Source organism: Streptomyces pseudovenezuelae (assembly GCF_001513955.1).
Lineage (GTDB): Bacteria > Actinomycetota > Actinomycetes > Streptomycetales > Streptomycetaceae > Streptomyces > Streptomyces pseudovenezuelae.
In genome coordinates this window covers 691249-704049 of record NZ_KQ948148.1, presented here as the reverse complement: position 1 = coordinate 704049, position 12801 = coordinate 691249, and the positions used below count along the sequence as shown (strand labels likewise).

At 69.3% G+C, this 12801-nt stretch carries 12 protein-coding genes; 7 read left to right on the top strand and 5 right to left on the bottom strand.

Translation table 11 applies throughout. The features are described 5' to 3' along the window. The first annotated feature begins 353 nt into the window (after nucleotides 1-353). The 3 genes from AQI94_RS23490 (at nucleotide 354) to AQI94_RS23480 (ending at nucleotide 3789) form a co-directional block, all read left to right on the top strand. Entirely contained in the window at nucleotides 354-1466 is a 1113-nt protein-coding gene (locus AQI94_RS23490; protein WP_078902645.1) for a LacI family DNA-binding transcriptional regulator, read from the top strand. Between the two features lie 201 nt (nucleotides 1467-1667). Next, on the top strand, nucleotides 1668-2732 hold the full coding sequence (locus tag AQI94_RS23485; protein ID WP_031039947.1) for a metallophosphoesterase: 1065 nt from the start codon (nucleotides 1668-1670) through the stop codon (nucleotides 2730-2732). A 193-nt stretch (nucleotides 2733-2925) separates the two neighbouring features. Next, nucleotides 2926-3789: a membrane protein gene (locus AQI94_RS23480; RefSeq protein WP_031039951.1), complete on the top strand. Its 864-nt coding sequence runs from the start codon at nucleotides 2926-2928 to the stop codon at nucleotides 3787-3789. A 90-nt stretch (nucleotides 3790-3879) separates the two neighbouring features. Here the strand turns inward: AQI94_RS23480 and thiC are convergent, their stop codons facing one another. Then, nucleotides 3880-5670, bottom strand: coding sequence for a phosphomethylpyrimidine synthase ThiC (thiC, locus tag AQI94_RS23475; RefSeq protein ID WP_031039955.1), 1791 nt, complete (start codon nucleotides 5668-5670; stop codon nucleotides 3880-3882). A gap of 535 nt (nucleotides 5671-6205) precedes the next feature. Between thiC and AQI94_RS23465 the strand changes: the two genes are divergently transcribed. Next, a complete protein-coding gene (locus AQI94_RS23465) occupies nucleotides 6206-7687 on the top strand; it encodes a YibE/F family protein (RefSeq protein ID WP_078902647.1) in 1482 nt (493 codons plus the stop codon). Nucleotides 7688-8009: 322 nt separating this feature from the next. On the opposite strand, the gene AQI94_RS23460 is transcribed toward AQI94_RS23465, so the two are convergent. From AQI94_RS23460 to AQI94_RS23445, 4 genes are all read right to left on the bottom strand, one after another. Beyond that, entirely contained in the window at nucleotides 8010-8447 is a 438-nt protein-coding gene (locus AQI94_RS23460; protein WP_031039964.1) for an SsgA family sporulation/cell division regulator, read from the bottom strand. Nucleotides 8448-8544: 97 nt separating this feature from the next. Then, entirely contained in the window at nucleotides 8545-9258 is a 714-nt protein-coding gene (locus AQI94_RS23455; protein ID WP_031039967.1) for an IclR family transcriptional regulator, read from the bottom strand. Between the two features lie 588 nt (nucleotides 9259-9846). Next, nucleotides 9847-10059 (bottom strand): DUF5326 family protein, encoded by a 213-nt coding sequence (locus AQI94_RS23450; protein WP_020119530.1) that lies wholly within the window; start codon nucleotides 10057-10059, stop codon nucleotides 9847-9849. A gap of 158 nt (nucleotides 10060-10217) precedes the next feature. Beyond that, nucleotides 10218-10535, bottom strand: coding sequence for a cupin domain-containing protein (locus tag AQI94_RS23445; protein ID WP_031039972.1), 318 nt, complete (start codon nucleotides 10533-10535; stop codon nucleotides 10218-10220). 58 nt (nucleotides 10536-10593) lie between these two features. Here AQI94_RS23445 and AQI94_RS23440 point away from each other — a divergent pair, with 58 nt between their 5' ends. From AQI94_RS23440 to AQI94_RS23430, 3 genes are read left to right on the top strand one after another with little or no spacing between them, the layout of a single operon-like run. Beyond that, nucleotides 10594-10971: a phage holin family protein gene (locus tag AQI94_RS23440; protein ID WP_031039974.1), complete on the top strand. Its 378-nt coding sequence runs from the start codon at nucleotides 10594-10596 to the stop codon at nucleotides 10969-10971. 16 nt (nucleotides 10972-10987) lie between these two features. Continuing rightward, nucleotides 10988-11479, top strand: a complete 492-nt coding sequence (locus AQI94_RS23435) for a low molecular weight protein-tyrosine-phosphatase (protein ID WP_031039977.1) — start codon at nucleotides 10988-10990, stop codon at nucleotides 11477-11479. After that, nucleotides 11476-12615 (top strand): cystathionine gamma-lyase, encoded by a 1140-nt coding sequence (locus tag AQI94_RS23430; protein WP_031039980.1) that lies wholly within the window; start codon nucleotides 11476-11478, stop codon nucleotides 12613-12615. The genes AQI94_RS23435 and AQI94_RS23430 overlap by 4 nt, the downstream gene beginning before the upstream one ends. Nucleotides 12616-12801 lie beyond the last annotated feature (186 nt).

Below are 12801 nucleotides of genomic sequence, written 5' to 3'. Positions count from 1 at the left end.
ATGAGGATTGGGCGCCGCTGCGTACAGGTGAGAACCAACCTCATCAGCCCCACAGGCATCAGGGGCATCACCGTACGAAGGCAGACGAATCAGGGGGCGCGGTCACATATATCTATGCGCCGGTGGCTCACGCCGTAGCGCGCGTCACCCGTGCAGGTGAGTTGAGACCTCTTCGAAACATCGGGACCTCGGCAGGTCCATGCGTGCCGACAAGTTACGTAGTGCCATTGGATCGTTTAACTGACTTTGTTTCAAAGGTAGTTGACACTAAATGACCTTGCAGAAACGTGCCTGTCAACGCGTGCATATGCGTCCGCCCTACCCCACCGCATGAGCCCTACTATCGGCTCGCCATGACAGCAGCAGGGAAGCACCAGGTGAGCCGCGCGGAAACCTCACGTCGAGGCAGTCGGCCGGGCCGGGCGGGCATCAGAGACGTGGCCGCCGCCGCCGGAGTCTCCATCACGACCGTCTCCGACGCCCTGAACGGCAAGGGCAGGCTCCCGGACGCCACCCGCCGCCATGTCAGGGAGGTCGCCGACCGGCTGGGCTACCGGCCCTCGGCCGCCGCCAGAACCCTCCGTACGGGCAAGTCGGGACTCATCGGCCTGACCGTGACGACGTACGGGGATGAACCTTTCACCTTCACGGAGTTCGCGTACTTCGCCGAGATGGCGCGGGCCGCCACCTCGGCCGCGCTCGCCCGCGGCTACGCCCTCGTCATCCTCCCGGCCACCTCGCGCCACGACGTGTGGTCGAACGTCGCCCTGGACGGCACCGTGGTCATCGACCCGTCCGACCAGGACCCGGTCGTCAGCGAACTGGTCCGGCAGGGCCTACCGGTGGTCTCCGACGGCCGCCCGGCCGGCGCGCTCCCGGTCACGGCCTGGGTCGACAACGACCACGAGGCCGCCGTCCTCGGCATCCTCGACCATCTCGCCGACGCCGGCGCCCGCCGCATCGGCCTGCTGACCGGGACGACGACGGACACGTACACCCACCTGTCGACCACCGCCTACCTGCGCTGGTGCGAGCGGGTGGGCCAGGACCCGGTCTACGAGGCCTATCCGGCGCACGATCCGTGCGCGGGCGCCGTCGCCGCCGACCGGCTGCTCGCCCGCCCGGACCGACCGGACGCCGTCTACGGCCTGTTCGACCCCAACGGCACCGACCTGCTGGCCGCCGCCCGCCGCTACGGGCTGCGCGTCCCGGACGACCTGCTGATCGTCTGCTGCAGCGAGTCCACCGTGTACGCCAGCACCGAGCCGCCCGTCACCACGCTCTCCCTCAAGCCCCGCCGGATCGGCACGGCCGTGATCCAGCTCCTCATCGACGCCATCGAAGGGGTCGAATCGGACCAACCGGTCGAGCAGGTGATACCGACGGAGCTGATCGTGCGCACCTCGTCCCAGCGACGGGCCCCGCGCACGACGGTCAGCCCGCCGCGGTCGCCCGAGGGACAGTAGCCGCACGGTGGCCGGGCGAGGGGCGAAGCCCGGCCCAACCGGGGCGAATGCCGCGATGAACAGGAGTCTTGCTCCGATTCACCACCCCTGGGTCATCACACGGCGCGATCCGCATTCCTATGATGGGCCCACGACACCGCGGGCCGCTGCGACCAGGCAGTCCGAAGCGGTGCAGATGCGGCGCGATGGTGGAGGGGTCTGATGACTCAGGGGGCCGGTCAGGGACCCGAGGTGGAGCGCACGGCGGTGCTGCGCGACTTCCGGGTGCCCGCGTACGTCAACGAGACCGGTCCGTACGGCCACAGCACACACCCCGGCGACGTCGCGCCGGCCCACGAGGAGGCCTACCCGGAGGGGTACACCCCCACCGAGCAGGACCTGCCCGTCATCGACCACGGTGACGGGATCCAGGCGGCCGCCGACCCCGCCGAACTCGCGGAGGACGGCCCCGGCCCGCTGTACGTCGTCGGCGACGTCCACGGTTACCTCGACGAACTGATGGCCGCACTCCACGAGAAGGGCCTGGTCGACGCCGCGGGCAACTGGTGCGCCGGCACCGCCCGGCTGTGGTTCCTGGGTGACTTCACCGACCGCGGACCCGACGGCATCGGCGTCATCGACCTCGTGATGCGGCTGTCCGCGGAGGCCGCCGCGGCCGGCGGCTACTGCAAGGCGCTCATGGGCAACCACGAGCTGCTGCTGCTCGGCGCCAAGCGGTTCGGCGACACCCCCGTCAACTCCGGCGCGGGCACCGCCACCTTCCAGGCGGCCTGGCTGCTCAACGGCGGCCAGAAGACCGACATGGACCGCCTCCAGGACCACCACCTGCAGTGGATGGCCCGCCTCGACGCCGTCGAGGAAGTCGACGGCCATCTGCTCGTGCACTCCGACACCACCGCCTACCTCGACTACGGCGACTCGATCGAGGCGGTCAACGACACCGTCCGCGAGACCCTCACGCGCAATGACGCCGACGAGGTGTGGGACCTGTTCCGCAAGCTCACCAAGCGCTTCTCCTTCCGCGACGAGGGCGGCGCCGACCATGTGCGCTCCCTGCTCGACATGTACGGCGGCACCCGCATCGTCCACGGACACAGCCCGATCCCCTATCTGCTCGGCGAAGTGGGCTCCGAGGACGACAAGGAGGAATCCGGTCCGGTGGTCGAGGGACCGCACGTCTACGCCGACGGACTGGCCATCGCGATGGACGGCGGGGTGACCATGGCCGGAAAACTGCTGGTCCAGCAACTGCCCCTGGATATCTGAGCCTTCACAGGGCATTCGTTCCCCCACGGCGGAACGACCGTCGACCGCGCAGGCCAGAGGCCAATTTCTGGAAACCCCCTGTCACCCTGTGCCGTGACCGCTCTACCATCTGCTTATCCGTAGCAGGCTCCCCTCCGTTTCTGCCCGACGGCTCGTTGGCATGCGAGCCCCAAGCCCTACGGAGCATCGGGGGATGCACATGAACAGCGTTCCGCAGCACCTGCACAGCGAGGACCGCCAGGAGTACGAGCGGATCCTCGATGAGGCGCTGCGCTCCGCACCACACCGTCCCGAACTGGCCGCGATCGGACAGCGGCTGAATCCCGAACAGCTGCGCACCATGGCGCTGAACGCCACCGCACTCATCACGGCGGCCGCGGCGACCGAGTACCAGCACTACGTGAAGGTCCGCGAGGAACAGCGCCGCCCGGCGACGCAGTCCACCCTGTCGTCCGTGCACGAACCCGGCCCGGCCGAGTCCGGCACGGGTGCGATGGGGCTCGCCACCACCATGGGAGAGGTCGCCGAGACCGCCGGTGCGGGCGCCGTCGCCGTCGCCGCCGTTCTGACGCCTGTCCTGGCCGGGATCGCCGCGGCGATCTTCCTGCTCGTGGGTTACATCCTCCAGATGCTCAGCCCACCGCCGGCGTTCGCCCACGCCATGATCACCATCGGCTGGGTGTTCGGTGCCCTGACCGCGGCCGCGATCCTGGTCGCCGCCGGCGGCCTGCTGATCACCGCCCTGCGCAACCGGCCCTCGCCGGACGCGGAGTACGGCGCCCTGAGCGAGGAGGTGGCGCGGGCCAGGGACGCCTGGCGCGAGGCCCTGCTGGAACGCGGCCTCCTCCCCTTCCTCAGGGAGGCCCTGGCCGACCCCGGCACCGCCGCACTGCACCACACGGCACCGCCCCCGCCGGCCAGCCGGATGCCCAGCCTCGGCTACGACCGCCCGGGCTTCAGCAGCCCGGATGAGGGAGCCTCCGGCGCCCGACCGAGCTTCACGAGCCCGGACTACACCAGCCCGGACTTCGGGGGGCCGGAACACCAGCCGGAATGACACCGGCACAGCCCCTCGGCTTGCGCCCCCACCACGGGGAGCGCAAGCCGAAGACCTGACCGCGGACCGGCCGTCGACGGTTCGCCCGCGTCAGTCGGCGATCGGGAGATAGACCCGGTTGCCCGCCGCCGCGAACTCCTTCGACTTCTGGGCCATGCCCTCCTCGATCTCCTCCTGACTGTCGCCGTGGCGCCGGCGGATGTCCTGGGAGATCTTCATCGAGCAGAACTTCGGCCCGCACATGGAGCAGAAGTGAGCCGTCTTGGCCGGCTCGGCCGGGAGGGTCTCGTCGTGGAACTCCCGGGCCGTGTCGGGGTCGAGGGCCAGGTTGAACTGGTCCTCCCAGCGGAACTCGAAGCGGGCGTCGGAGAGGGCGTCGTCCCACTCCTGGGCGCCCGGATGTCCCTTGGCGAGGTCGGCCGCGTGCGCGGCGATCTTGTAGGTGATGACACCCGTCTTGACGTCGTCCCGGTTGGGCAGGCCCAGGTGCTCCTTGGGCGTGACGTAGCAGAGCATCGCGGTGCCCCACCAGGCGATCATCGCGGCGCCGATGCCGGAGGTGATGTGGTCGTAGGCCGGCGCGACGTCGGTGGTCAGCGGGCCGAGCGTATAGAACGGAGCTTCATCGCAGATCTCCTGCTGAAGGTCGATGTTCTCCTTGATCTTGTGCATCGGGACGTGGCCCGGGCCCTCGATCATGGTCTGTACGTTGAAACGCTTCGCGATCCGGTTGAGTTCCCCGAGCGTGCGCAACTCCGCGAACTGCGCCTCGTCGTTGGCGTCCGCGATCGAACCGGGGCGCAGGCCGTCGCCGAGCGAGTACGTGACGTCGTAGGCGGCGAGGATCTCGCACAGTTCCTCGAAGTTCTCGTACAGGAACGACTCCTTGTGGTGCGCGAGGCACCACGCGGCCATGATCGAGCCGCCGCGCGAGACGATGCCGGTCTTGCGGTTGGCCGTCAGCGGTACGTACGGCAGGCGCACGCCCGCGTGCACCGTCATGTAGTCCACGCCCTGCTCGGCCTGCTCGATGACCGTGTCCTTGTAGATCTCCCAGGTCAGCTCCTCGGCGCGGCCGTCGACCTTCTCCAGCGCCTGATAGAGCGGCACCGTGCCGATGGGGACGGGGGAGTTGCGCAGCACCCACTCGCGGGTGGTGTGGATGTTGCGGCCGGTGGACAGGTCCATGACCGTGTCGGCGCCCCACCGGGTCGCCCAGGTCATCTTCTCGACCTCCTCCTCGATGGAGGAAGTCACGGCCGAGTTGCCGATGTTGGCGTTGACCTTCACCAGGAACCGCTTGCCGATGATCATCGGCTCGATCTCCGGGTGGTTGACGTTCGCCGGCAGCACCGCGCGGCCCGCCGCGATCTCCTCACGGACCACCTCGGGGGCGACGTTCTCCCGGATCGCCACGTACTCCATCTCAGGGGTGATCTCACCGCGTCGCGCATAGGCGAGCTGGGTGACCGCCTGGCCGTCACGGCTGCGGCGCGGCTGGCGGGAGCGCCCCGGGAAGACCGCGTCGAGGTTGCGGAGGCCACCCCGCGGAGAGGTGTGCTTGATCCCGTCGTCCTCGGGGCGCACGGGACGGCCCGCGTACTCCTCGGTGTCCCCGCGGGCGATGATCCAGTTCTCCCGCAGTGGCACGAGGCCCCGGCGGACGTCCGTCTCGGTGAGCGGATCGGTGTACGGGCCCGACGTGTCGTACAGCGTGACCGACTGCCCGTTGGTGAGGTGCACCTGACGGACCGGCACCCGCAGATCGGGGCGCGAGCCCTCGACGTACGCCTTGTGCCAGCCGATGGACTTCCCGGCCTCCGAGTCGAGCTGGTCGTCGTTCTGTTCGGAGGCAGGCGTGCGCGCGTCCTTGATGGTCATGAGACCTACTCCCTACGCCGGCATTACCCGGTAACAGGTTCGGCGGTCGACGCAGCGGCTTCCGTCTGCCGACGTTTCGTGGGGAACGTCACTCGCTTGAGATGACGTTCCACGTGAAACATCGCTGGGACGGAGGTCAGCGCCCTCTCAGCCCGGTGCTCCGAGCTCCCGCGTGTACAAAGGTGGCTCCACGCTAGCGTCAATTCGGGCGCGGTGAACAGGGGGCCCCTGTCGTTCTTGCGATGATCGGGCGGTGACCACGACGCATCAGCCCCCGTACCCGCCCCCCGAGCCTCCGCGCCGGCCGGGCTCCGGAAACGGCCCTGGGCACGGCCCCGGCAACGGCTCCCGCGGTGGCTTCGGCGACGGTGGAACCGGCGGGACCGGTGGGGGCAGTGGGGTCGGCGGCTGGCACGAGCATGAACGCGAGCACAGTGGCGGGCATGCGGATGGCCACGGCGGTGGCCACAGCTACGGCCAGGGGGCGAGCCACGGTGTCCAGGGCGGCGGAGGCAGCGGCCTCGGTGGCGGCGGTCTGAGTGGCGGTGACGGCCAGGGCGGTGACGGGCACGGCGGCGGACACGGATCCGGTGACGGGCACGGTTCCAGTGACGGGCATGGGCACGGTTCCAGTGACGGGCATGGGCATGGGAGCGGGCCCAGCTCCGGTGGGGGGCACGGCCACTCGCACAGTCACAGCCACGGACCGGCGACTCCCGTCTCCAAGCATCTGCGCAAGGTCATCGCGGCGATCCTCATCCCGTTCGGTGTGGCCGTGCTCGTGGGGCTCGGGGTGTTGTGGCCCGGTGGCGCCCCGGCGCACGAACGCACCGGGGTCGGCTTCGACCGGCAGACCCAGAAGGCCACGGTCAGCAAGGTCGTGAGCGTCAGCTGCAAGTCGGTGAACGCCTCGGGGGAGACCCCGACCGGCGACACCTCCACCGCCGAGGGCTCGTCCGCCGAGCAGCAGGCGAAGGGCAGCTGCAAGAAGGCGACGATCCGGGTCGACACCGGCAAGGACAAGGGCCGCACCTTCACGGAGATCGTCCAGCCGGACCAGTCACGGCAGTTGCACGAGGGCCAGAAGGTCGTGGTCGCGTACGAGCCCTCCGCGCCCAGGGACCTGCAGTACTCGGTCACCGACGTGGACCGCGGGTTCCCGATGGCGCTGCTCGCCGGCATCTTCGCGCTCGCCGTCGTGATCGTCGGGCGAATGCGCGGTGTCATGGCGCTGATCGCCCTGGCCGTCAGCTTCCTCCTGCTGAACTTCTTCGTCCTGCCCGCGATCCTCCAGGGCTCGAACCCGCTGCTCGTGGCGGTGGTCGGGTCGAGCGCCATCATGCTGATCGCCCTCTACATGTGCCACGGGCTGTCCGCCAGAACCTCCGTGGCGGTCCTCGGCACGCTGATCTCCCTCGTGCTGATCGGCGTCCTCGGCTCGCTGTTCATCAGCTGGGCGGCTCTGACGGGCAACACGGACGACAACACCGGGCTCATCCACGGGCTGTACCCGTCGATCGACATGAGCGGTCTGCTGCTGGCCGGCGTCATCATCGGCTCGCTCGGTGTCCTCGACGACGTGACGGTCACGCAGACCTCGGCGGTCTGGGAGCTTCACGAGGCCAACCCGACGATGGGCTGGCGGGGGTTGTACCGCGCGGGTATCCGGATCGGCCGCGACCACATCGCGTCCGTCGTCAACACCCTCGTCCTCGCCTACGCCGGCGCCGCGCTGCCGTTGCTGCTGCTCTTCTCCATCGCGCAGTCCAGCGTGGGGACGGTCGCCAACAGCGAGCTGGTGGCGGTGGAGATCGTGCGCACGCTGGTCGGCTCGATCGGCCTCGTCGCCTCGGTCCCGGTCACCACGGCCCTCGCGGCCCTGGTGGTCTCGGCCGACCGCCCGGGGACGGAGGCGGTGGCGTCCACGCCCGTACCGGCGATGAGTGCGAGCGCGGGCACGGCCGACAGTCGGCCGACGGCTGGACGTGGCGGGAAGGGGCGGCGGCGCAGGCGGTGAGAGGGGGCCGAGGGAGCGAGAAGGCGAGGCGGGGCGTAGCGGCACTCCGGCCGGCTTGCTCCGAGGCTCCTTCCGGTTCCAGGGGACCCGTCGCCCGGCTTACGGCTCCCGGCTCCCTGCCACAGCTCACGGGCCACTAGGAGATCGCTCGCCGTACAACGGCGTGCCAGGGCACGCGCTGAATCGCGCCACATCCGCTCCCGCTCCGACCTCGTCGTCCGAGCGGTTCCGGGCGGCCCCGACTGCTTCCGGTCCGGCAGAAGCGTTCCTGCACCCTCCCACCTCACGATGAAGCGTTCCGTCGGCTCGCCCCCGCAGGGGGTCAGCCCGCGCTCTGTTCCTCCGCCAGGATCCGGTCCAGCGCCTCGTCGAGATGGGTGTCGAAATCAGCCAGCGCGGTCTCCTGGCCCAGCGGCACCAGTTTGTCGGTGCGGTCGAGGAACGCGATGATCGGCGCCGTCGACGAGCGGAACAGGGCCTGGTCACCGCCGACCTGAAGCCTGATCAGGACATCACCCAGCAGGTCGGAGCCGGCGGGCGAGACGCGTACATCGCCCTCCCCGCAGGGCCGTCCCACCCCGTCGATCAGCAGCTCACGGCCGAAAGCCCAGGTCACCGGGGCGTCGCCCGGGAGATGGAAGGTCAGCCGGACCGCGTACGGATCGCAGGCCTCGTAGCGCAGTTCCACGGGAATGCGGAAGGAGAGCTCCTCGGACACGAGGAAGCTCATCATGACCTCTGCCTGTACGGTCTCGCGCATCGCTTACCCCGTCATCTGCCTTCGTCGGCCGAAAAGATCCCTTTGACACTGGTGGCATCTTGCTGAACGTGTACGACAGATCACAAGGAGTGAGTTTTCAGATACTGATAGAGATCGCGAGCGATCCCATCAACCGCCCGATTTCTTCTTGCAATTGCTGGGTTGCGGCCACCAATCGGTCTGCCTGATGAGCGGGCAATGAGATGGCCATCGTTGACGCAGCGTTACCCACCGTGATCGGAATCGCCGCGCACATGGTCCCCAGTGCGTACTCCTGACGTTCGATCACCGGCCCCATCCGGGCGGTCCGTTCGAGACGCCGGAGCAGACTGTGGTCGTCGCGCACGGTGTACGGCGTGATGGACCGCACCGGGTACCGGTCGAGGTGGTCACGCCGGCCCTCGTCGTCGAGCTGGGCGAGCAGACACTGCCCGATCGCGTGTGCGTGCCCGGTCTCGCGAAAGTCGGCCCACTCCTCGACCGCAGGGTTTGCGGGACTGTCGGAGACGCAGAGGACCTCGATCTCGCCGTCCCGGTACTGGGCGTAGTACACCGGCACACCGATCAGATCCCGCCAGTGCGCGAGCGCGTCGACGACGGTGCTGCGACGTTTCTGCTCGGCTCCGCTGCTGCTCAGCCGCTCAGCCGCTTCCCCGAGGAAGAACAGGCCCTTGTCGCGGCGCAGATAGCCCTCGTGCACGAGGGTGCGCAGCAGGTGGTACGCCGTGGGGAGCGCCAGCCCGGTCTCACGGGCGAGTTGTTTGGCGGGGGCTCCGTGCTCGTGCTCCGCGACGGATTCGAGCAGGCGCATCGCGCGCTGCACGGACCCGATCAGGGTGGCGGAGTGGGCTTGTTCGGGAGATTCGACGGAGGGCGCCGCGTGCCGCTGGACGGCGGCGGACGGCCGTACGGACGCGGTGGGCTGCACGGGAGCCGACGTCCGGACCGGAGCCGTGGGCGGAGCGGGATCGGGCGGCAGAGCGGGCGCTGACGCCCGTACCGGAGCTGTCGGCTGAGCCGGGGCTGCCGGTGGGGTGGGGCCTACCGGCTGCGCGGGGCCCACCGGCTGGGCAGCGGCTGCCGGGCCTCCTGGATCCGTCGGTCGTACCGAAGCTGTCGGTCGTACCGAAGCCGTCGGCTGGGTCGGAGGAGTCGTCGAGCGGGCGTCGATCTGTGCGGGTGCGGTGTCAACCGTGGCCAAGGGTCACTCCCGGGGCGCGAGGGGGCAGCCCGTGCGGGGAACACGGGAGGGGGTGTACTCCGCTCGCGGGGTCGTCCCCGCGTCGAGTTCCGGACTTTAACGGTCCGCCACCGCTCGTATACGGCCCGTCCGGAAAACTTCCCTCGCCCGAGGGAACGGGGCATTCCTGTTACCGGTCGCCCCGCCCGCTCCGGATGCTCACCAGTCGCTGCGCGAAGAGGAGCTCGACATGAACTTCCGTACGACGTAGACGAGACCGCCGACCAGGGCCACGAAGACCAGCAGCTTGAAGAGCAGGCCGATGACGAAGCCGACCACGGTGGCTATCAGCCCGCCGAACACGACCAGGGCGATGACCGGCACCGCGATCCACTTCACCCACCACGGCATCCCCGCGAAGATCTCTCCCATCGCACTTACCTCTCTGCATTCCGGCACCGTCCGGCCCCTCTGGTACCGGATCCACCAATGTCCTGCACTCGATGCTAGAGCCGGGAGGTGCCGCTGCGGGGGTCTCGCACCCCTTGTCCTCCCCTGACTGATCCCCTAGGGAACCCCGAGGTCGCAGGTCAGCTCTCGGGGGGAGAGAACACCACCATGACCCTGAGGTCCTCGCTGATGTGGTGGAACTTGTGGGCGACACCGGCCGGCACGTAGACGACGCTGCCGCGCGAGACCTGGGTGGTCTCCATGCCCACGGTGATCGCCGCGCGTCCGCTGACCACGAAGTAGACCTCGTCCTGGCGATGCGGCTGCTGCGGGTCCTGCGCGCCCGCGTCGAGTGCGTACAGGCCGACCGACATGTTCCGCTCACGCAGGAACTGGAGGTAGGCACCGTCGTTGGCGGCGCGCTCCGCCTCCAGTTCATCCAACCGGAATGCCTTCATCGACTTAGTCCACCCTCGTCAGTGCCCGTAACCGATCTCTTCTGTCACGATCAGACACATGAAGAATTTCCTAGTCAAGACGATCGCCAACGCGGGTGCTCTGGCGGTCGCCGTCTGGCTGCTCGACAAGATCACCCTGACCGGTGACAGCACCGGCAAGAAGGTCTGGACGCTGATCCTCGTCGCCCTGGTCTTCGGCCTGGTGAACTTCCTGGTCAAGCCCATCGTGAAGGTGTTCACCTTCCCGCTGTTCATCCTGACGCTCGGTCTGTTCACGCTGATCGTCAACGCGCTGATGCTGCTGCTGACCTCGTGGCTCGCCGACAAGCTCGACCTGAGCTTCCATGTCGAGGGATTCTGGACGGCCGTTCTGGGCGGCCTGATCATCTCGATCGTGTCCTGGGCCCTGCACGTCGTCCTGCCCGACGAGGACTGACGAGGACTGAGAAGGCATGACCTACCGCGTCTGTTTCGTCTGCACGGGCAACATCTGCCGTTCCCCGATGGCCGAGTCGGTCTTCCGCGCCCGCCTGGCCGAGGCCGGTCTGGAGGACCTGGTCGAGGTCGACAGCGCCGGCACGGGCGGCTGGCACGAGGGCGACGGCGCCGACCCGCGCACCGTGGCCGTCCTGGAGGAGCACGGCTACGACGGCGCCCATACGGCCCGGCAGTTCCAGCCGGCCTGGTTCTCCCGCCTCGACCTGGTGATCGCCCTCGACGTCGGCCACCTCAGGGCCCTGCGACGCCTCGCGCCCACGCCGGAGGACGCCGGGAAGGTACGGCTGCTGCGGTCGTACGACCCCGCCGCGGGCGACGAGCTGGACGTTCCGGACCCGTACTACGGGGGCCTGGACGGCTTCGAGGAGTGCCTTGAGATGGTGGAGGCAGCGAGCGAGGGTCTGCTCGCCGAGGTGCGCGAGCGGACGGAAGGACGGGTGGCATGAGCGACAGGGCTGCGGACCAGGGAGAGGGCACGCGCGCGGTGCGCGCGGGACTGCCCGAGGCGGTCAAGAACGAACCGACCCTGCCCGGTCCGGCCTTCGCCGCCCACTTCCATCTGCCCGGCGAGGTCGACGGCCCGTACACCTACGGCCGTGACACGAATCCGAGCTGGAGCCTGCTGGAACGCGCCATCGGCGAGCTGGAGGCGCCGGGTCAGGACGGTGTCGAGACGCTGGTCTTCGCCTCGGGCATGGCCGCCGTCTCCGCCGTGCTCTTCTCTCAGCTGCGCGCCGGGGACACGGTCGTCCTGCCCGGCGACGGCTACCAGGTGCTGCCACTGATCCGCGCCCAGCTGGAGGCGTACGGCATCGCGGTGCGCACCGCGCCGACCGGCGGCGACGCCCAGCTCGACGTCCTCGACGGCGCGCGGCTGCTGTGGATCGAGAGCCCGTCCAACCCCGGTCTCGACGTGTGCGACATCCGGCGGCTCGTCGAGGCGGCACACGCGCGTGGTGCGCTGGTCGCCGTCGACAACACGCTCGCTACTCCGCTCGGACAGCGTCCGCTGGAGCTCGGCGCGGACTTCTCCGTGGCCAGCGGCACCAAGCAGCTCACGGGGCACGGAGACGTCCTCCTCGGGTACGTCACCGGTCGCGAGGGCGGGCCCATGGACGCCGTCCGCCGCTGGAGGAAGATCGTCGGGGCGATCGCCGGACCCATGGAGGCCTGGCTCGCCCACCGGTCGATCGCGACCCTCCAGATGCGGGTCGACCGGCAGAACGCGACCGCGCTCGTGCTCGCCCAGGCGCTGCGGCAGCGGCCCGAGGTGACCGGGCTGCGCTACCCGGGGCTGCCCGACGACCCCTCGCACAAGATCGCGTCGCAGCAGATGCGCCGCTATGGATGCGTGGTGTCCTTCACGCTGCCCACGCGCACGCGTGCCGACCGTTTCCTCGACGCCCTGCGGCTCGTGGACGACGCGACGAGCTTCGGCGGGGTGCGCTCCACGGCCGAGCGGCGTCGGCGCTGGGGCGGCGACGATGTGCCGGAGGGCTTCGTCCGCTTCTCGGTCGGGGCGGAGGATCCCGAGGACCTGGTGGCGGATGTGCTGCGCGCGCTGGACGAATCGGTCGACTGACAGTCCCCGCGGGGCTTTCCACGGACGCGCGACCGTGTCCGGGTACGCACGACGGACGGTCCGAGCCTCCCCCCTCGTGGCTCGGACCGCCCCGGTTCCCGCGCGCTAAGAACCGCGCGAACAAGGCTAGTTGACTCTGTGTCAGTGTCCAATCACAGTAGCGACAGAGACCTATCGACATATTTA

What these genes read in the sequence shown, in the direction of transcription:
- AQI94_RS23455 (WP_031039967.1), bottom strand. Translation starts at nt 9,258, where the DNA reads ATGCGCCTGCTCGAATCCGTCGCGGAGCACGAGCACGGAGCCCCCGCC.
- AQI94_RS23445 (WP_031039972.1), bottom strand. Translation starts at nt 10,535, where the DNA reads ATGAAGGCATTCCGGTTGGATGAACTGGAGGCGGAGCGCGCCGCCAAC.
- AQI94_RS23480 (WP_031039951.1), top strand. Translation starts at nt 2,926, where the DNA reads ATGCACATGAACAGCGTTCCGCAGCACCTGCACAGCGAGGACCGCCAG.
- AQI94_RS23440 (WP_031039974.1), top strand. Translation starts at nt 10,594, where the DNA reads ATGAAGAATTTCCTAGTCAAGACGATCGCCAACGCGGGTGCTCTGGCG.
- thiC (WP_031039955.1), bottom strand. Translation starts at nt 5,670, where the DNA reads ATGACCATCAAGGACGCGCGCACGCCTGCCTCCGAACAGAACGACGAC.
- AQI94_RS23430 (WP_031039980.1), top strand. Translation starts at nt 11,476, where the DNA reads ATGAGCGACAGGGCTGCGGACCAGGGAGAGGGCACGCGCGCGGTGCGC.
- AQI94_RS23435 (WP_031039977.1), top strand. Translation starts at nt 10,988, where the DNA reads ATGACCTACCGCGTCTGTTTCGTCTGCACGGGCAACATCTGCCGTTCC.
- AQI94_RS23485 (WP_031039947.1), top strand. Translation starts at nt 1,668, where the DNA reads ATGACTCAGGGGGCCGGTCAGGGACCCGAGGTGGAGCGCACGGCGGTG.
- AQI94_RS23460 (WP_031039964.1), bottom strand. Translation starts at nt 8,447, where the DNA reads ATGCGCGAGACCGTACAGGCAGAGGTCATGATGAGCTTCCTCGTGTCC.
- AQI94_RS23490 (WP_078902645.1), top strand. Translation starts at nt 354, where the DNA reads ATGACAGCAGCAGGGAAGCACCAGGTGAGCCGCGCGGAAACCTCACGT.
- AQI94_RS23450 (WP_020119530.1), bottom strand. Translation starts at nt 10,059, where the DNA reads ATGGGAGAGATCTTCGCGGGGATGCCGTGGTGGGTGAAGTGGATCGCG.